This window comes from Endozoicomonas sp. SESOKO4 (genome assembly GCF_024606275.1).
On record NZ_JAHHPS010000565.1, the window covers coordinates 1 to 19,162 of the forward strand.

Here is a 19,162-nt window from a genome sequence, read left to right on the forward strand (position 1 = left end):
ACTCAATATAGAATAGTTTCCAGGTTATTTCCCACTCAAAAACTAAACCAAATGATCAGCTACCTGGATACCCGTTAAATTTGATGGTCAGTAATCTGTCGATGAATAAAGTGGGCAGAGAATCAACCGCAACACTTTTTGTATTTTTTGCCACTGCCGCAGATACAAGGATCGTTTCTTCCGGGCAGAATGGCTGGAATATCCGGATAAATAAAATACCAGCGACCCTCTTCCCTGACGAAGTCTGATTGCTCATGATGCGCTTCTTCCCTGCCGGTGGTGGGGTTCAGAAACCAGGCTCTGAATTCCACTTTTCCCCGAGTGTCGCAACGGCCACCGGCTTCAGTGCTGACAACATCCAGTCGGGTCCAATGGGTAGCGTCTGCCTTTTTATGAATACCGGCCCTGTCCAATCCGTCGATCTGGCGCTGCCAGGTGGTGGCTAACAAATAGTCTGTGTTTTTAAGGTAGTAAGCTGAAAAGCGCGAGCGCATCAGGGCTTCTGCTGTCGGAGCCGTTTCTCCTGAATGATAGCGACCGCAGCATGTTTTATAGATTTGGCCTGAGCCACAGGGGCAATGGTTTACACTAGAGACAGAATTAAGCCCAGAGTTGTTTTCAGTCATGTAATTCTTCGAGCAGGAGTGATCGGTTTTCGTTAGAATGTCATTTTACCCAACTTACAGGATCATATACATGCGCCTTGGCAAAGCAGTGGTGGTTTTATTCTGGCTGTCGGCACTGTGGAATCTCTTCGTGCCCATGGCAGAACCCATGGGGGCCGTTGTTAAGTGGGCTGCGCCGCTACTGCTGCTGATGCACACTGCTGAGCATTTCTTCTTCAGTCGCCGTTTTGCTGCCATGGGGGCGCCACTGTCCATGAAAGATCGCTACATGATTTTGATTTTTGGTGGTTTTCATCTGATGAGCCTGATGAAAAAAATACCGATCCAGGCTGTGGGTGATCAGCACAGTGCTTGAAGATTCTCAGAAAAAAAAGATCCAGAACGCTTACAGCACATTTCTGGCCAGCAAAAAGCTGAAGGCCCGGCCCGGTCAGAAACAGATGATTGCAGAAGTCGCCCGTTCCCTGGGTGAGGTCAAGACTGATAGCGAAGGACGCAGAACATCTGATCCTTCTGTAATTGTGGTCGAAGCAGGAACCGGAACCGGTAAAACGGTAGGTTACGTTCTGCCTTCGGTGGTGATGGCGCAGGCTGCCGATAAAAGGCTGGTGATTTCAACAGCGACAGTGACGCTGCAGGAGCAGATTATCAGCAAGGATCTGCCCGACATTATCCTGAAAACCGGACTCAAGTTCTCTTTTACCCTGGCCAAGGGGCGTGGACGATACGCCTGTCTGAGCAAGCTCGATCGGCTGTTGCAAGAAGAGCAGTCAACGGCTTCATTGATTGATATGTTTGCCGGGGAAGGTTTTACCCCGGAGCAGGACGAGTCTTCCCTGAAGCTCTACCAGACAATGTTGGAAGACTTTGCCGCTTCCAGGTGGGAAGGTGACCGTGACAGCTGGCCCGATGCGTTGGAAGACCCGCAATGGCGAATGATCACCACGGATCATGCTCAATGCAGTGGTCGACGGTGTGGCTATTTTAATCAGTGTCCTTTCTACAAAGCCCGGGCAGATCTGGAGCAGGCCGATGTGGTGGTGACCAATCATGACCTGGTGCTGGCTGATCTGGCTCTGGGCGGTGGTGCTATTCTGCCTGATCCTAAAGATACCGTTTACGTCTTTGATGAGGGCCACCATCTGCCTGACAAGGCGATTGATCATTTCGCCTGTCATTCCCGGATAAAAGGGACTGCCAGCTGGCTGGAGAAAGCCAGCAAGAATTTGCAGAAGACCCTGTCCCAGAATGCCCTGCCCGGAGAGTTGGGTGAAAGGCTCGAAAAACTCATGCCAGAGTTTGATGAGCTGGTGAATAATCTGGGTCATACCCGGACTCTGTTACAAGGGGTCGCAACTTTTGAACCACGAATCCAGGGTGATACGACGGTTGCTGTTTATCGTTTTCCTGAAGGAAAAGTGCCCGAAGCCGTTCGTCAGCAAGCTGAAATGCTCAAAGTCGGCTTCAGTCGATGCAGTGGGATGGTTGAAAAGGTTGCCAGGGAACTGAATGATGCTATGGACGGAGATGTTCCTGGCATTGACCGTTGGCAGGCTGAGCAACTGTTTCCGGAAATTGGCGCGATGCAGATGCGACTGGAGAGCCAGTTTCAACTCTGGTTGACCTACACCATGAAAGATCCCGAAGGCGAACCGCCCAGTGCGCGCTGGCTGAAGTGGAGTGAAGGGCCCTTTGGCGAGGAACTGGAGGTTTTCAGCAGTCCTATTCTTTCTTCGGCAACACTCTGGCAGACGCTCTGGAATCCGGGTTATGCATCGATTGTTACTTCTGCCACGCTCACTGCCCTGGGTAACTTTAACCGTTTTCGCATGCGTTCCGGGATTCCATCCGAGTCTCGTTGTGTGGTTGTTCCCAGTCCTTTCCAGCACAGTTTTGCTGCTCAGCTGGTGGTGCCGGGTATGTTGTCTGATCCTCGTCAGAGTGAGGAGCATACGGAAGAAATCGTTGAGAAGCTGCCTGATCTGATGTCCACTCAAAAAGGTACATTGGTACTTTTCTCATCCCGCAAGCAGATGAAAGATGTGCATTTTGGTCTCGATGATGAGTGGCGCAAGAAGATCCTTTTGCAGGATGATTATTCTAGAGCGGAACTTCTGAAACTGCATCGCAAGCATATTGATGATGGCAAAGACAGTATTCTCTTTGGCTTGGCCAGTCTCGCAGAAGGGATCGATCTGCCGGGTGAGTATTGTGAGCATGTCATCATTGCCAAGATTCCTTTTGCGGTGCCCGATGATCCCGTGGAATCGGCACTGTCAGAATGGCTTGAGGCTCAGGGCCGAAATCCATTCATGGAAATAACGGTTCCGGACGCAGCCATCAAGCTGGTACAGGCCTGTGGTCGTCTGTTGAGAACAGAGCAGGACACCGGCCAGATCACATTGCTGGACCGAAGAGTGATCACCGCCAGGTATGGTCGCATGATTCTGGATTCTCTTCCGCCTTTCAGAAGAGCAATAGAACACGCAGTTCTCTGAATTTCCCGGAGAGTGGCTGCTTCTGCTGTCGATGCCGGTCAATGACGGCAGAAGCCAGACCAGATGCCGGTTTCTGAGTTTTCTTCCGACTTCTCTTCCGGCTTCGCCACTGTCTTAAAGCCGCTCAAAAAGCTTGTTTTCTTCGGAAGAAGAATTTTCATCCGAGGAAGGCTCTTCCTCTGTGTTCGTATCTTCGTTGTTGGCAACGAGGCTGTGAAGGTCGATGACCCATTCGCTTTTATTACTCTCGTCCTGCCTTGATTCTTCTTCATCGGCAAAGCCGGTCAGCGACAATGCGGACAGGGGAAAGATCAGGGCCAGTGCAGTCAGTTTCTGTTTAATCATAATGTATACCTCTTGGTTGTTTCTTTCTCGTCTCAATAGTTTTGACTGCAAGATGCTGAAAATGTTCCCTGAATTTTCTTCGGGCCGGAGTCGATTCCCGGAGATTGGCTTTTATTTTTCTCTCATTCCAACGCATCCGCTGATCAGGTAGAATGGACGGCTGTTTTTTATTGTGGAAATGATTCCTTCCTCTCACTGCCCAAGTCAAGCCATCCGGTTCTGTTCCCGATTAGGAGCATTAGCCATGTTCACGGTCAATACCGGCAGCTGAAGTGATATTTCCCGATTTTTCATCGAACCCTGAACGATACTGAGCGATAAATCATGCTTGAAGTAAACCCTATCAAGGAGCGTATTAAGGATCTGACAGCACGTACTGACGTGCTTAGGGGGTACCTTTGACTACGCTCACAAAAGTGAGCGTCTGCAGGAAGTAGAGCGGGAGCTTGAAGATCCGGATGTCTGGAATGAGCCAGAACGTGCCCAGGCCCTGGGTAAGGAGCGTTCCATTCTGGAAGGCATTGTTTCTACCATTGAACAGCTGACATCAGGCCTGGAAGATGCCAGTGAATTGCTGGAAATGTCGGTGGAAGAGCAGGACGAAGACGGTGTGGAAGGCGTTGTGGAAGAGCTGGACCAGCTAAGCGAAAAGCTGGAAGAGCTGGAGTTTCGTCGCATGTTCTCCGGAGAAATGGATCCCAATAATGCCTATTTGGACATTCAGTCGGGTTCCGGTGGAACAGAAGCTCAGGACTGGGCCAACATGTTATTGCGTATGTACCTGCGATGGGGTGAACAGCGGGGCTTCAAAACTGAAATCATTGAAGTGTCTGCTGGAGAAGTGGCTGGCATTAAGTCGGCTACGGTTCAGTTTACCGGTGAATACGCTTTTGGCTGGTTGAGAACAGAAACAGGTGTGCATCGTTTGGTACGAAAGTCTCCATTTGATTCCGGCAACCGCCGCCATACCTCTTTCTCATCGGTTTTTGTCTCTCCGGAGATAGACGATAACGTTGAGATCGAGATTAATCCGGCCGACCTTCGAATTGATACCTACCGCTCCAGTGGTGCCGGTGGTCAGCACGTAAACACCACCGACTCTGCGGTTCGTATTACTCACGAGCCTTCAGGCATTGTGGTGCAGTGTCAGAACCAACGTTCCCAGCACCAGAACAAGGACAAGGCCATGCAGCAGTTAAAAGCCAAGCTGTATGAGCTAGAGATGCAGAAGCGCACTGCAGACGCTCAGGCTCTGGAAGATTCCAAGTCCGATATTGGTTGGGGCAGTCAGATTCGTTCCTACGTTCTGGATGATTCCCGCATCAAGGATCTGAGAACCAGCGTAGAAACCCGTAATACTCAGGCTGTTCTTGACGGAGATCTCGATAAGTTTATCGAGGCAAGCCTCAAGAAAGGCCTGTAATCTCAGCCGTTAACAGAGAACAGTTTACACAAGGGAGTAACAGGCAGCTGTTTGCTCCCAGCCCCCAAGGGGGTGAACTGGAGAAAATATGTCTGAAGAACAGATTTTAGATGCCCGGGAAGAGAACCGGCTGGTGGCTCTTCGCCGTGAAAAACTCAATACCATTCGTTCTGAACGGGTCGCTTTCCCAAACAAATTCCGTCGTGATGCGCTGGCTGCAGATCTTCAGAAGGCGTTCGCTGATACCAGTAAGGAAGAGCTGCTGGACGCCGGCAAGAAGATCAAGGTCGCTGGCCGTATCATGCTGAATCGCGGCGCATTCATGGAAATTCAGGATATGTCCGGTCGTATCCAGGTTTACATGAACCGCAAAGCGCTGGCTAAAGAAGTACTGAAAGAAGCCAAAACCTGGGATCTGGGGGATATCATCGGTGCTGAAGGAACCCTTCAGCGTTCCGGCAAGGGCGATCTCTATGTGGATATGGAGCATGTAGAGCTGCTGACCAAATCCCTGCGCCCTCTGCCCGAGAAGCACAAGGGGCTGACCGATACAGAAATGCGTTATCGTCAACGTTATGTGGATCTGATTACCCGTGAAGAATCTCGTGAAACTTTCCGTATTCGTTCCCGTATTGTTCAGGTGATTCGTGACTATTTCCATGGGCAGGACTACATGGAAGTAGAAACCCCGATGCTACAAGTGATTCCGGGAGGTGCAACGGCACGCCCGTTCGTGACTCACCATAATGCACTGGATATTGATATGTACCTGCGCATTGCTCCGGAGCTCTATCTGAAGCGTTTGGTCGTGGGCGGATTCGAACGAGTGTTTGAAATTAATCGGAACTTTCGTAACGAGGGGTTGTCTACACGTCATAACCCTGAGTTTACGATGATTGAGTTCTACCAGGCTTACGCAGATTACATTGACATGATGGATCACACGGAAGCCCTCTTTAAGCGTCTGGCCAAGGACGTTACCGGTGGGACGACATTGACTTACCAGGGTAACGAGATCGATTTCGGCAAGCCATTTGTGCGTATGTCGGTTTTCGATTCTATACTGCACTTCAATCCGGATCTTGAGGTTGCTGATATTGATACGATTGATTCAGCGACTCAGGTTGCGGAAAAGCTGGGTATCGAGGTCAAGGGTACCTGGGGTCTGGGCAAGATTCAGATCGAGATATTTGAGGAAACGGTTGAGCACCGTCTGATGGATCCGACATTCATTACCGAATATCCAACAGAGGTATCGCCTTTGGCACGTCGTAATGATGGCAATCCATTCATTTCTGACCGCTTTGAGTTTTTTGTGGGCGGACGTGAGGTGGCCAACGGTTTCTCCGAGTTGAACGATTCTGAAGATCAGGCTGAGCGTTTTCGTCAGCAAGTCGCAGAAAAAGACGCTGGCGATGATGAAGCCATGCACTTTGATGCAGACTACATCAACGCTCTGGAGTATGGTTTGCCGCCAACGGCGGGTGAGGGTATTGGTATAGACCGTCTGGTCATGCTGTTTACTGATGCACCTTCCATCCGTGATGTACTGTTGTTCCCGCACATGCGACCCCAGCAGTAATCCCGGCTGGATTCCGGCAGTCAGTCTATCTGTCTGCCGAACCTTCAGCCCAGTCTTCAGCGGCCATTGACCAAGCTTGGAGCATGACTGTCTAACGTCGGTTTTCAAGCTGAAGTACAAGAAGATTGGCGTAACTGGAATTCCTCTTTTATTTTTAGAGATGGCTTCAGGCGTCATAAGACTAACAGGCAACTGCAAGGCATTTTCTCATGGAAGCAACGTACAGTGACGAAAGAAACTGCGTCCTATCGCAGATGGCCCAAAATGAAGGAGCTGCTCTCGGAGACGGAACTCTGAAATATCAAGGACGTAAAACCAGTCGGGCCAACAGTGAGCAACGTCGTCGAACCATTTTGGAAGCAGCACTAAGAATCGTGGTAAGGGACGGAGTCCGTGGCGTAAGGCACCGCGCTGTTGCCAAAGAAGCTCAGGTACCTCTCTCTGCAACCACCTATTACTTCAAAGATATTTCCGACCTCATTACAGACACTTTTACCCTGTTTGTGGAAATGGGGGCTGAAACCTTCAAGGCATTCTGGGAAGAGTCAGACGATCAACTGCAAAAGGCGCTCTCCCTGCTCGATGGCACCAATGATGCCAGAGCTCAGTTTGTCGATCAGATGCTCAATCTGGCGGTTGATTATGTTGGCAACCAGCTGACTGAGCACCGTGATTATCTGATTGCAGAACGGGCTTTCCAGCTGGAGTGTCTGAGGAATGAAACTCTGCGTCCCATCGCGTTTAAACATCAGACCTACCTGTTGAACAGTCTGGTCTCACTCTTCAGGCGCACAGGCTCCTCACAACCAGAAACCGATGCTCAACTTTTTGCCTCTTTCATTGCGCAGGTTGAATATGAGGGGCTCTTGCAGGAAGGTAGGCTGGATATGGCACCGATCAGAGAAAGACTGCATCGCCAGATCGTTTTGATGTTCAGCAATGGTCACTGACTGACTATCAACGGCCATTCTACAGGAAGTAAGAACAGAGATAACGTACACCTCTCTTCTATTGGTGTACGATGTTTTTTTTCGTGAGCCAGCTCGGTATTATCCATTTGTGTATAATGGCCCGATTGTCATCCGGTTCTTATCTTAAACCTTTGGAACAGAGGGAATCCTATGCAGGAAATCAGGCTCGAGCCGTCCTGGAAGACTCATTTGCAGAATGAGTTTAACAAGGAGTATATGCAAGTTCTGCGTAGTTTTCTGCTGACTGAAAAGGCCGCTGGCAAAACGATTTACCCAAAAGGCAGTGAATATTTTCGGGCGATGGATCTGACGCCTTTTGAGCAGGTCAAGGTAGTGATCCTTGGGCAAGATCCCTATCACGGTCCGGGTCAGGCCCATGGGCTCTGTTTCTCGGTGCGTCCCGATGTTCGGATTCCTCCGTCACTGGTCAACATGTATAAAGAGCTGCAAAGTGATCTTGGGATTCCTCCCGCCCGCCATGGTTGTCTTGAACACTGGGCTGAACAGGGCGTTTTGCTGCTCAACAGCGTCTTGACCGTTGAGCACAAGCAGGCCGCTTCTCATCAGAAGCGAGGTTGGGAGCAGTTTACTGACAAAGTGATTGCTGAGCTGAACAATAAAAGGGAAGGGCTGGTGTTTATCCTCTGGGGCAGTTATGCCCAGCGCAAGGGGCAATTCATTGACCGTAGCAAACATCTGGTATTGCAGGCTGTGCACCCTTCGCCTCTGTCGGCAAACCGGGGCTTCTTTGGCAGTCGGCCTTTTTCCCAGACCAACGATTATCTGGCCTCTAGAGGTTTGCAGCCCATTGACTGGCAGCTGCCAGCTATTTAAAACGGGTTATGTTGCTAAATCAAACTCTATAGTGATAGCGCAGATTAGCTATCAAAATGGAGATGTCTTCAAATTTATATACAATCCGGTATTCATTATTTAAGCGTCTTGACCAATAACCTGATAAACCCTGTTTCAATGGCTCTGGCTTTTCGGTTCCTTCATAGAACGTTCTCTTAATTTCTTTAATTAATGAGTTGACCCGTTTATCTGTTTTTTGCCAGTAAAGGTAATCGTCCCAAGCTCACTCTGAGACAGTCAGCTTCATTCCATCAGCTCTCGTTCAGTACCTGTTCTATTTTCTAACTCAGCTATAGACTCAAACAAACGACGAGCATTTTTTGGACTTCGCAGTAAATATGCTGTCTCTTGCAGCGATTGATAGTCGCTCATTGACATCATAACGACTGGTTGTTCACCTTTTCTGGTAATCACTACCGGACCATGGTCAAAACACACTTGTTGCATGGTTTTTGCCAGATTATTTCTTGCTGATGTATAACTAATCGTATCCATAGCTTTCCTCTACTGTACATCTTCATTATTCTGTAAAGTTTTTTAGTGCAACTTAACGAATTTATCCAGCCGATTCGCTTCGCTTACGGCAGATAAAAGGCTGAATGAGTATTTGAAAGTCCCCGTCGTTTCTTCAGATCGTCAGCTCACCAGAAATATTCTGTCCGATCAGCTCTCTGATCTCCCGGGTTGAGTGACCCTTTGACAATAAATGATGAAGCTTGCAGAACATGGCTTCTGTCGTCGTATCCAGACCCCCTATAACCCCCGCTTTGGCGAGCGCCGAGCCTGCAGCATAACTGCCTTGATGAACAGAGCCCCTGTGACATTGGGTCAGGTTTACAATGATCTTGCCGGCATCTGTCGCCTTTTTCAAAGTGTCCAGCAGTACCGGGTCGCCGTCAGGGCCATTTCCCGTGCCATAAGTCCTCATGATAAAGGCTTTTTGAGGTTGGTTCAGGACTGTTTCCAGCCACTGGGCAGTGATACCGGGAAAGAGTTGCACAATACCGACCAGGGTATCTTCAGAGCATTCAAGATGAAATTCTGGCTTGTTTTCAGGTTTCAATAACAGCAGGTCATTGAGCTCGATGTTGATATCAGCACGCCCCAGCCATGGGAAGTTAGGGGAGTCAAAGGCATCAAACAGATAGGCATTTTGCTTACGAGCCCGGTTGCCGCGCATTAAACGTCCGTTAAAGTACAGACACACCTCGTTGATGCGTTCATCAGTGGCAATACTCAGGGCACCAACAAAGTTTTCCAGACCATCACTTCGAGGTTCACACAGTGGGATCTGGGAGCCAGTGAAGATAACCGGTTTACCGAGATTGCGAAGCATAAATGACATCATTGAACTGGAGTATGCCATGGTGTCAGTACCGTGCAGAACTACAAAACCATCGTAGTCTTCATAGTGATCGGCAATATCCGTTGCTATCTGCTGCCAGTTTTGTGGGCGGATATTACTGGAATCGATCAGTTCCTCATATTCTACCAGTTCAAAGTCCGGAAGGCCCCGGCGGGTGTGGAGAGGTAGCTTTTCGTCCAGAAGCGCCTGCATATTACCAGAGGGGGCATAACCCGAATCAGTGGGTTTCATGCCAATGGTGCCACCGGTATAAATAACGTAGATTTTTTTGGTCATATCAGCAATTTCAGTAGCTGTAGTGGTTAATGAGTCGGTCTTTCAATCCTGACGAACGCAGGGTTTTCTGTTGAATGGCTTTAACCAGAATCTGCGGCAGTGCAAACAGGTCCAGCCTGGTCTTGGCCCGGGTGATGCCGGTGTAAAGCAATTCCCGGGTAAGCACCGGTGTCATCTGCTCTGGAAGTGCCATGACAGTGTGGGGGAATTCTGACCCCTGACTTTTGTGTATCGTCATAGCAAAAACGGTCTGGTGTTCTGGCAAGCGACTGGGCAGAAGGTACTTGAGGCTTCCGTCGGCTAATTCAAAGACCACTTTCAGACGGTTGTTGCGATCAGGCATAGCAATACCAATATCACCGTTGTACAGGCCAAGGTCATGAGCGTTGCGGGTAATCAAAACCGGGCGGCCCGGATACCATAAGCCCTCCGATGGAATCAGGTTTCTTCTTGCCAGAGCAGAACGAATGCCATCATTCAGTCCTTCAACCCCCCAGCGTCCTTCCCGCAATGAACAGAGCAGGCGAAAATGGTTAAAGGCCCTCAAAACCGTCTTTTCATCTTGCTGATCATGAATGGCCTGAAGATAGGGGGTATAGCCTTGTGCGCAGAGTGACATCAGTTGCTGGTAACTATTTTCGTCCACTGGGTACAGGGCAATATCATCAAACATTTGCTGAAATACCCTGATTGTTTGTCTGGCGTCGCCTTTGTTGACGGCCTTGGCCAGAGTGCCTATCCCTGATCGGGCATCAAATCGGTAACTTTTCTGAAGCTGACAGAAGCGGTCGTTGATGGCCAGGTTTTTTTGTGTGAAACAGGCTGCTGCGTTGTTCTGTTTTGCTGTGGGCATTTGTCGCATTGAAAACGACTTCATATTAAAGCCTGTTAATTGTTCCAGTGTGTCAGCCTGTGCCAGTGTGTAACCACCCTCAGCAGCCGAACAAATATCACCCAGCACACTGCCAGCATCAACAGAAGCCAGTTGATCCCTGTCGCCCAGCAGTATGATCCGGGCATGTTCAGGCAGTGCATCCAGCAGCTGACGCATTAGTGGCAGATCGACCATCGAGGCTTCATCCACCACCAGTATATCCAGATGCAGGGGGTTGCTGGCATTGTGGCGAAATTCTGGTCGGTTAGGGATGACACCCAATAGCCGATGAATCGTGCCAGCCTGACCTGGAATCAGATTACGGATCTCTTCACCGCAATGAAGAGTCGGCAGAGCGCCACCCATTGATTCAGTGAGTCGAGCTGAGGCTTTACCAGTGGGTGCCACCAGACGGATGTCGGGTATTTTGCCACTCTTCATACCTTTTTCAACCAGCATGGCCAGCAGTCTTGTCACGGTCGTTGTTTTACCGGTACCGGGTCCACCGCTGATGATGACCAGAGGTTGAGTCGCCGCCATGGCTGCTGCTACTTTTTGCCAGTTCAGGCAACAGTGTTGCGGTATCAGTTGATCAAGAGTTTTAAGGTCATCAGTTTGCCTCGCAGACAGGAGTGTTTGGGTAGCGGCCTGCCAGTCAACGGCCTCGGGAAATTCTACATCGAGCCATTTAATCAGATAGTCTTGTAGGGGCTGTGAATCGTTCGTGTTGGGTCGATTCTCAAGAAGAGTGGAATAGTTTCGCTGAAACAGTCGATCCAGGATAGTTCTGGTTTCCTGAAGGTCTTCCGCCTGCCTTCCCAGTTTGAGCAGGTGCCGGGCAACCAGGCACTCATGTTGCCAGTATCGGTACAGGTAGAGTCGTTTACCGTCCAGAATCAGAGGCGTATTGGATTGACCATTGCTGACAACAGGGCTTGAGAGCAAAAGACGGATCAGTGTTTCTTCGGAGTGAGTGTCAATGTACGCTATTGCTCTGAGTGGGTCGCTCTGTGTCCGACTTAATTCGAACAGTGGGGCATTAAATAAGTGGCTGAACTCCAGACAGAGGTTGCCCCGGCCCAGCTCATGACTGATGAGGGCTGCCACCAGTACTACACAGGGTGTGTCGTCCAGTTCCTGAATAAAACGGGCAAACTGATAATCCAGAGGGCGAATCTTGCCTTGTTGGTAAAGATGCTTGATGACATTGATCATGAAGAGACTCCGGACCGGGTGGAGCTTTCTTCACTCGAGGCAGGATCTCCATAAAAAAGACGATCCAGTTTTTCAATCAGGGCTTTATTGGGGCGACAATGGAAAATACCCGGCTGGTCAGGCTCATCTTTTCGGATGCCTCTGAGGAACAGATAATAAACACCGCCAAAATGTCGTTCAAAATCATAATCTGGCAGTCTGCTGCTCAGCAATCTGTGCAATGCCAGTGAGTAAAGCTGATACTGAAGATCATATCGGTGCTCAATCATGACGTTCTGCATATTTTCCCGCGTGTAGTCGCTGAGCTGATCTCCCAGCCAGTTTGACTTGTAGTCCAGAACATACCAGCGGCCATTATGTTCAAAGGTCAGATCGATAAAGCCTTTTAACATTCCTTTCACGGTCACAAAGTCGAGTAATTCCGCTTGGGCAGACAGCTTGTCTTCTGATTGCAGGATAGCGTTTAATTCCCTGGCTCTGAGTTTGTCTACTGGAAGGTAAAACTCCATCTCGACTTTTTTGGCGTGTATAGGAATATCTCCCAAAGTTAATCCAGTGTCGTTCAATGGGGCGTGCAGGCAATGATCCAACATATTCTCGAGGGTAGGGCACCACTTTTCATCAAAGCCTTCCGTTTGTAAGTGTTCGAGAACGTAGCTGGATAAGTCGCAGGGCTGGGAGTTCAACGTATCTTCTGCCAGATTTTCGAGGTTTTCGAACAGTGCGTGCAGAAAGGTTCCGGGTCGGGCGCCTTTCGGGAAAGTGAAAATATCCAATCTTTCTGCTTCCGATTGCAGTTCACTATTAACAGATTCTTCTGTCTCACTCATCACTTCGATATCAAGACCGGCTGTTTCCATTGAGGCATCAGGCGCTTGAACTGCCTGGTGCCTCTGCACTTTCTTATGAGAGTGTGAGGTTCTGGACAATGCAGAGTAGCTGGTTACCCACCAGTCTTTCTGGATCTCACCCCGGAACTCTGCCGCGACAAGATGAAGGCTTTCTTCAGATTCGCTCCGGTAGACTGGGAGTTGAAGCTCTTCAACGGGCTGGAAATTAATGGCAGGGTGCCTTTGCGCCAGATGTTTCAATTGTTGCTCAAGCGTCGCATAATCAAGTACCTCAGGGCCGTTCAGCAACCAGCCAATGGCCGTTCTGTGCAGATCAGTCAGGTCACCTTTTCGTCCAGAACCACTTTTGACGGGAGCCATGCCCATATAGCAACGATAGATTGAACGAGTCAGTGCTACGTAAAGTAGTCGAATGTCTTCAGCCAGTCTTTCTTTGTCGGCTTTGATCAGAGCCTGATCATCACCAGACAGGTCCAACGTGGTGTGCTGGCTGTCATGATAAACCGGTTCTTCCGCTTCTCTAAAACTGCAGATATAGGGCAAAAACACGACAGGGTATTCCAGGCCCTTGGATTTATGGATGGTGACAATCTGTACCCGGTTGCGTTCGCTCTCAAGGTGCAGTTGCTGCTCATCGGCATTGGTATCCGGTTTGCTGATGTGTTCAGACAGCCATCGCTGCAGAGCGTGGGGACTCTCCAGCTCAAGACTGGCTGCAGCCAGCAGTTCACCCACATGCAACAGGTTTGTCAGACGCCTCTCGCCATTATCTTTTGCTAACAGTTGCTCTGCCAGTTTACGCTTTTGCACCAGTACTCTGAGCATTGGCAGAACGCCCTGTTTCATCCAGATCTGATGGTAATCTGAAAACTCTTCAACGGCGCGTTCCCAGGCAAGCTCATCGTCGTTCAGTGCATCCAGAGTCTCAGCTGTCAGATCCAACAGTGGCGTGGCCAGAGCCGATCTCAAGGTTCTATCGTGGCCCGGGTTGAGGCAGGCGGTAAGAATTCTTAGCACATCAACCGCCTCGTTCGAAGCAAATACGGAATCACTGCTGCTCAGATAAACACTGGGAATTCCCTGTTTTGCCAGGGCTTCCCTGATCATCAGGCCCTGTCGGCCAGTTCTCACCAGTATGGCAATATCCCCGGGTTTCAGAGGCTGTTGATTTTCGTCTGAATGAATGGCAGCCTGAGCCTGGCTCAGTAGTCGGTTGACTTCACTGGCTGTCGCCAGGGTCATTGTCTGTTCATACTCTGTTTTGCCCACTGCGGTGCCTTCATTGTCCTGCCACCAGATGGTAAGAGCCGGAACCTCAGTGTTTGCTTCCAAAAGACGCTGCTTATCAGCTTTTGGTGAAGGTTTAACAGATAAAAATGGAATGTCTTTGTAGATAAAAGGAGGACGACCGTCGTTGTCTTTTGGGGTGTGAAGGCTCATTTCAAAGACCCGATTGACACTGTCCACCATGTTGCTGCCGGAGCGCCAGTTGGTATCCAGAGAGTAATGAGCCGAGACCTGATTTCTGGCCTGCATATATGTAAAGATGTCGGCTCCCCTGAACGCATAGATAGCCTGTTTTGGGTCGCCGATCATAAACAGTCCGGCACTACGGCTGGAGCTTGAGTGACTGGGATAGATCCGGCTGAAAATGGCGTACTGCAGTGGGTCGGTATCCTGAAACTCATCAATCATGGCGACCGGAAACTGGACTCGCAGTTTGGTGGCCAGCTGTTCGCCATGATTTTCATGAAGTGCTTGATGGAGACGAGTCAGAAGGTCGTTAAACGACATCTGATGCTTCTGGTCTTTAATCGAGAGGCTTCTCTGCTGAATGCTCGACAGAGCTCTGGCGAGCATCATGCTTTTGAAAGCATCCTGAATACTGGCAGGTTGATTCAGCAAGTCTTCGATGAGAGCAAAAACCCTGTGCGTAGGCAATTTGCCGTTTTTGGCAAGGGCGTTTTCCAGAATCTCCCTGCCATAGATTTCCCAGCTCTCGTTCTTGCCAAGGTCCGGAAAGAGAGCATCGCTGTTGGCAAACGCTGCCATTTTGGCTACTCGCTTGAAAGGTTTGCTGTTTTTTTTAAGGCCACAGGACAGCAGTTGATCTTCGATGTCGTGGCGGTTGTCACGCCAAAGGTTTCTGATGGTCAGAGCGGGTTCAACGTACTGACGGTTGAAGCGTTCAAGGGTGTCAGGCATTCCGCCGGTTTCAACCTGTAGCCCCGGTTTGCCCAGTAGCCCTCGCAGGCTTTTCAGCAGGTCGCCGGGGGTTTTCCAGACAGATCGGGCCAGTCGTACCAAGGGTTTATTTAATGGGTAAAGTTCGGTACGCCAGAAGTCTGCGGCTGACTGCTCCAGCAAGTGAGATTCGTCGGTAATCAGTTCATTGGAAAATAGCGTGCCACTTTCGAAGGCATGCTGTCTCAGCATTCTCTGACAGAAGCCGTGTATGGTGAATACGGCTGCCTCATCCATCTGACGTTCTGCGGCCAGCAGCAGTCGAGCTCTTTCTGTATGATGATCAAGGTCGTTCATCAGTGTTGCTATGAAGTCATCATCCGTCAGACTCTTTTCAAACGCCTCTCTGGCCTGATGTAGTCGGGCGCGAATACGATCTCTCAGTTCCCCAGTGGCTGCCTCGGTGAAGGTGACTACCAAAATCTGGTCAACTGTCAGAGGTTTGCAGTGGGCTGACTTTTTCTGATCGTGCTCGGGCCCGTGCCCAAGGACCAGCCTGAGAAAAAGGTTGGCAATCGTATAGGTTTTGCCTGTTCCGGCGCTGGCTTCGATCAAACGGTTTCCGTGCAGGGGGAAGGTTCGTGCTTCCAGCTGCATTGGTTGGTTGGCTATTTTTGTTATGGGGTGTTGCTCCATTAAAGGCACATGAGTGGTTGCAGTCATTTTCGGCTTCCCTCTGAAACCACTTCGATCGTGTCAGTCATGGGCCCGAGAATAAGACGGCTCAGGTCGGTAAATTCGTCAAAGATGGGTTCTAGCTCAGGAAACGTTCGTTGTATGTAAGCATTCTCAATTTCCCCGTGAACCATGAAACCACCATAAAAGGCTGTCTCGGCCGCTTTGCGTGCTTTTTCCTCCTCATCCATTTTCTCCAGCCACGCCTGTGAGGTCGCAGGAAAGAAAGGAACAGGTCGAGTTTGTCCCCTGAGGTAAAGCGATACCAGATCGTTAAGGTAAGCTCTGGCCTGTTGTGCAGGGATGACAGTAAACACTATCTCTTCGTCCAGGCCTATCAGCCGGGTATGGCCAGTTGCTCCCGAATTTTCCTGAGAGGTGCAATACAGGAGATGTTCTATCCAGACGAATAGCTTGTCTTTTGCTTTCAGTCTGGCAGCCCGGTAGCGCAGCAGCCCGGAATTCTGACCTGCAAATGAGTAATGTTGTTTCAGCCAACCAGTGACCTTGATACCGGCGACTGAGAGATTGACCTCAACATCATCCAGGGGTTTAAGAATGGCATCCCTTAGCTTTTCCACGAGAGGAGAGACACTATTCTGTTGGTCTTCCAGCAGCAGTTCACCGAAGGCGCCATGGGGTAGTGTACCAGTGGCGTTTAATTTTTCCCGGAGGCTGTCCAGGCTGCTCTCTGTGAGTAAGGCTTCCAGTATGGATGATTTGAGCCAGTATGTGTCCAGTGCGTCCAGAGCAAAAGGTTCAGTGTCGGCTAACAAGGTTTCTTCCTGTTCGAAGAAGACCTTTAATCTCCGGTTGCAGAAATATTGACTGGGATTACGAAAGAATCTCAATAATTCCGGAACTTCCAGTTCTTCTGGTAATTCACGGGATTTTAGCGATGAAGTCAGAAAAGGTGCTGATGATTCAGTGGGATTACTGGCTGCCGGAAGCCATTCTTTTGCGTAACTGAAGAGGCCAGTGTCCGGAGTGAAGTTTTCCTGACTGAATGGTTGCAATCGGTGTTCTGTGATCAGGTTCTGAAAAGCTTTACTATCAGGGAAAAACTGACTGCAATATTCCTGCAGTTCCGTCACCAGCACCGAGGGTATACGTTCACTGTTGTCCTTGATATTTCGACCGGTGTAACTGATGTAGAACGTCTGGCGTGCAGACAGCAAAGCTTCCAGAAACAGATAGCGGTCGTCTTCACGGCGAGAGCGGTCACCCCGCCGAGGGGTTTCTGTCATCAAGTCAAAACCGGCAGGAGGTATACTTCTCGGATAAGCACCGTCATTCATGCCCAAGAGACAGACTACCTTGAAAGGAATGGAGCGCATGGGCATCAGTGTGCAGAAATTGACGCGGCCTGAAAGGAATTTCTGGCTGCTCCTTTCACTGGTGAGCCGTTCTGTCAGGTAATCCAGCAAAACGGGTCGCGATAGTCGGTTGGTATAGCCTGCATCACGAACTTGCTCTGTCAGGTGTTCCAGTGAGCTTCTGACCAGTTTCAGTGCGTACTCATCTTCTTCGTCGGTTGCAAAGAAGTTTTCGAGTATCTGGTTGATAAAGAGAGTCCAGCTTTCAATGGATCGGGATTGGTTGAGTTGCAGAATGAGTTCAGAGGCTGCTTCAACAAAGGCCGCCAGTTGACCGCTCAGAACCGCATTCATTCCCTGAGAGGAATCCATTGGTAGTATACCCGAGAAAAGACCGGAATCTTCCGGAAGCGCATAACCCAGCAGCATGCGCTTAAGGCCAAAGAGCCAGGAGTTGCTCTCTCTTGGGGGGACGCCAAAGCCACTCTGGTGTTCAGGGCTTAATCCCCAGCGAATGCCTGACTCATTGATCCATCGGCGCAGGAGTTCAAAGCCCTTTTCATCAATCTGGAAGCGTCTCTGAATAGCTGGAATTTCCAACAGTTCCAGCATGTCCTGAGCACTACAGCGTTGATTGTCCAAATCAAGCAGTTCCAGCAAGCCTTTCAGTAGAGGAAATTCCTGACGGGCACTTCGATCTGAAATAGCAAAGGGGATGTATCGTGGATCGTTGTGATGTTCCGGCAGGCCACCAAAAACAGCCCGAATCCATGGGCTGTACTGATCGACGTCAGGCAGCATGACAACAACATCTCTGGGCGTGAGATCAGGATTCAGCTCAAACAGTCTGAGTAGTTGGTCATGCAGAACTTCCAATTCTCTGAGCGCGCTGTGGCAGTCATGGAAAACCAGAGATGGATCGTCAGAGGCAATAGTGACCGGACTTTCCATACTTCTGTCGGTCAGATTCAGGATATCTTTTTGAATCCGGTGCAGCAGGGAGTCTTCCTGACCATCCACAAAGGCAGTGATTTCTGTGGCATCCAAATCATGTAGCTGGTGCATATAATCTCTGCCCAGCTTACCCATTGAGGCTAACAGAGCGTTACTTTGCTCATCAACCAGAGACTCGAAAAGGTCGGTCTGTTGTGAGGAGCCATCACCGGCTTGAGTCGTCGACTGGCTGGCGTGTTTATTAAAGAGCCGTGCAGCCAGTTTAGCCAGATATTTAGGGTCTTTCTCGTCTCCCCAATAGTATTGGCAGGGGTTGCAGACCATTAGATGGACATCGGTTTGCTGACCCAGTGCTTTCAGGGTTCTCACAAAATGCGGGGGGAGTGCAGAAATCCCAAAAACAAACAATCTGCGGGGCAACGACCGTTTATCAAGAGGTTGTTGATGAGAGTTATTCTCCAATGCACTCAGAAAACGGTGATGCATATTGGCCCGGTGCCAGTGAGGCTGGCCGGCTTCGGATGTTCTGGAGACTAGCGCCCGCCAGAGCACAGGCTGCCAGAGCTGATCTCTTGCTGTCTCATCCTTTCCCTGTTCCCAATCGGCAATCCATTCCGGACGATAAACCAGGTATTGGTCAAAAATATCAGCGACCTTGCCGGCCAGCTGGTAACAGCGCACGGTGTCGTTATCATCAGCCAAATAGTGTCTAAGAGACTTGAAGGCCTCTTCATCCAGCATATTGGGCAGCAATGACATCAGCTTCCAGGTCATGGCTTCCTTGTTAAAGGCTGAACGTTTAGGGACATCCGGCAACACCTTGACGAACATGTCCCAGAGAAAACTGGCTGGCAGTGGAAAGTTGAGCGATGCCGCAATGCCCATGGACTGTGCCAGCTCCTGCCGCAGCCACTGAGCCATGCCGGGGCTCTGAACAAGAATCTGTTCATCTTCCAGCGGGTTAGGAAGTGGCTCCCGCTGTATCAGGTCAATCAGCAGGTCTTTGAGCAGGTCAAGCTGGTTAGAGTGATAAATGGTGAACACGAGAGGAGAATCAGCCTGTATCAATGATGGTTCTAACTCTTCATGTT

13 protein-coding genes and 1 pseudogene are annotated in these 19,162 nt (G+C 49.8%); 6 read left to right on the forward strand and 8 right to left on the reverse strand.

Annotated features, from left to right (window positions below; genetic code table 11):
- Window positions 1-122: 122 nt before the first annotated feature.
- A complete protein-coding gene (locus KDK16_RS10975; RefSeq protein ID WP_257276136.1) occupies window positions 123-626 on the reverse strand; it encodes a YchJ family protein in 504 nt (167 codons plus the stop codon).
- A 70-nt stretch (window positions 627-696) separates the two neighbouring features.
- Here KDK16_RS10975 and KDK16_RS10980 point away from each other — a divergent pair, with 70 nt between their 5' ends.
- Together KDK16_RS10980 and dinG are read left to right on the forward strand one after the other, a co-directional pair.
- The gene (locus KDK16_RS10980; RefSeq protein ID WP_257276137.1) at window positions 697-981 is read left to right on the forward strand and encodes a DUF1145 domain-containing protein; all 285 of its coding nucleotides are present in this window, start codon (window positions 697-699) and stop codon (window positions 979-981) included.
- Window positions 974-3,124, forward strand: coding sequence for an ATP-dependent DNA helicase DinG (gene dinG, locus KDK16_RS10985; RefSeq protein WP_373690686.1), 2,151 nt, complete (start codon window positions 974-976; stop codon window positions 3,122-3,124). The genes KDK16_RS10980 and dinG overlap by 8 nt, the downstream gene beginning before the upstream one ends.
- Before the next feature lie 114 nt (window positions 3,125-3,238).
- Here dinG and KDK16_RS10990 read toward each other — a convergent pair whose 3' ends face one another.
- Window positions 3,239-3,469 carry a hypothetical protein gene (locus KDK16_RS10990; RefSeq protein ID WP_257276139.1) on the reverse strand — a complete coding sequence of 77 codons (231 nt, stop codon included), beginning with the start codon at window positions 3,467-3,469 and terminating at the stop codon, window positions 3,239-3,241.
- Between the two features lie 324 nt (window positions 3,470-3,793).
- On the opposite strand from KDK16_RS10990, the gene prfB reads away from it, so the two are divergent.
- The 4 genes from prfB (at window position 3,794) to ung (ending at window position 8,279) form a co-directional block, all read left to right on the forward strand.
- Window positions 3,794-4,892 (forward strand): peptide chain release factor 2 gene (prfB, locus tag KDK16_RS10995; RefSeq protein WP_257276140.1). Its coding sequence is split into 2 segments (ribosomal slippage): window positions 3,794-3,868 and window positions 3,870-4,892, totalling 1,098 coding nucleotides; the frame shifts between segments, so codons are not numbered across the junction.
- Window positions 4,893-4,980: 88 nt separating this feature from the next.
- Window positions 4,981-6,474, forward strand: coding sequence for a lysine--tRNA ligase (gene lysS, locus KDK16_RS11000; protein ID WP_257254276.1), 1,494 nt, complete (start codon window positions 4,981-4,983; stop codon window positions 6,472-6,474).
- A 209-nt stretch (window positions 6,475-6,683) separates the two neighbouring features.
- Window positions 6,684-7,424 carry a TetR/AcrR family transcriptional regulator gene (locus tag KDK16_RS11005; RefSeq protein WP_257254275.1) on the forward strand — a complete coding sequence of 247 codons (741 nt, stop codon included), beginning with the start codon at window positions 6,684-6,686 and terminating at the stop codon, window positions 7,422-7,424.
- A 171-nt stretch (window positions 7,425-7,595) separates the two neighbouring features.
- Complete coding sequence (gene ung / locus KDK16_RS11010; RefSeq protein WP_257254274.1) at window positions 7,596-8,279, forward strand: uracil-DNA glycosylase; 684 nt, start codon at window positions 7,596-7,598, stop codon at window positions 8,277-8,279.
- A 19-nt stretch (window positions 8,280-8,298) separates the two neighbouring features.
- Here ung and KDK16_RS11015 read toward each other — a convergent pair.
- The 6 genes and pseudogenes from KDK16_RS11015 to recC form a co-directional block, all read right to left on the reverse strand.
- Window positions 8,299-8,547: pseudogene (locus KDK16_RS11015) on the reverse strand (Txe/YoeB family addiction module toxin).
- Window positions 8,544-8,795, reverse strand: a complete 252-nt coding sequence (locus tag KDK16_RS11020; protein ID WP_257276141.1) for a type II toxin-antitoxin system Phd/YefM family antitoxin — start codon at window positions 8,793-8,795, stop codon at window positions 8,544-8,546. The pseudogene KDK16_RS11015 and the gene KDK16_RS11020 overlap by 4 nt, the downstream one beginning before the upstream one ends.
- Window positions 8,796-8,928: 133 nt before the next feature.
- Window positions 8,929-9,942 carry an asparaginase gene (gene ansA / locus KDK16_RS11025; protein ID WP_257276142.1) on the reverse strand — a complete coding sequence of 338 codons (1,014 nt, stop codon included), beginning with the start codon at window positions 9,940-9,942 and terminating at the stop codon, window positions 8,929-8,931.
- A 10-nt stretch (window positions 9,943-9,952) separates the two neighbouring features.
- Complete coding sequence (gene recD / locus KDK16_RS11030) at window positions 9,953-12,031, reverse strand: exodeoxyribonuclease V subunit alpha (protein ID WP_257276143.1); 2,079 nt, start codon at window positions 12,029-12,031, stop codon at window positions 9,953-9,955.
- Window positions 12,028-15,789, reverse strand: coding sequence for an exodeoxyribonuclease V subunit beta (recB, locus tag KDK16_RS11035; RefSeq protein ID WP_257276144.1), 3,762 nt, complete (start codon window positions 15,787-15,789; stop codon window positions 12,028-12,030). Before recB ends, recD begins: the two co-directional genes overlap by 4 nt.
- The gene (recC, locus tag KDK16_RS11040; RefSeq protein ID WP_257276145.1) at window positions 15,786-19,115 is read right to left on the reverse strand and encodes an exodeoxyribonuclease V subunit gamma; all 3,330 of its coding nucleotides are present in this window, start codon (window positions 19,113-19,115) and stop codon (window positions 15,786-15,788) included. The genes recB and recC overlap by 4 nt, the downstream gene beginning before the upstream one ends.
- Between the last annotated feature and the right edge of the window lie 47 nt (window positions 19,116-19,162).

Coding starts and splice junctions, on each gene's coding strand:
- KDK16_RS10975 (WP_257276136.1), bottom strand. CDS start 626: ATGACTGAAAACAACTCTGGGCTTAATTCTGTCTCTAGTGTAAACCAT.
- KDK16_RS10980 (WP_257276137.1), top strand. CDS start 697: ATGCGCCTTGGCAAAGCAGTGGTGGTTTTATTCTGGCTGTCGGCACTG.
- KDK16_RS10990 (WP_257276139.1), bottom strand. CDS start 3,469: ATGATTAAACAGAAACTGACTGCACTGGCCCTGATCTTTCCCCTGTCC.
- lysS (WP_257254276.1), top strand. CDS start 4,981: ATGTCTGAAGAACAGATTTTAGATGCCCGGGAAGAGAACCGGCTGGTG.
- KDK16_RS11005 (WP_257254275.1), top strand. CDS start 6,684: ATGGAAGCAACGTACAGTGACGAAAGAAACTGCGTCCTATCGCAGATG.
- ung (WP_257254274.1), top strand. CDS start 7,596: ATGCAGGAAATCAGGCTCGAGCCGTCCTGGAAGACTCATTTGCAGAAT.
- KDK16_RS11020 (WP_257276141.1), bottom strand. CDS start 8,795: ATGGATACGATTAGTTATACATCAGCAAGAAATAATCTGGCAAAAACC.
- ansA (WP_257276142.1), bottom strand. CDS start 9,942: ATGACCAAAAAAATCTACGTTATTTATACCGGTGGCACCATTGGCATG.
- recD (WP_257276143.1), bottom strand. CDS start 12,031: ATGATCAATGTCATCAAGCATCTTTACCAACAAGGCAAGATTCGCCCT.
- recB (WP_257276144.1), bottom strand. CDS start 15,789: ATGACTGCAACCACTCATGTGCCTTTAATGGAGCAACACCCCATAACA.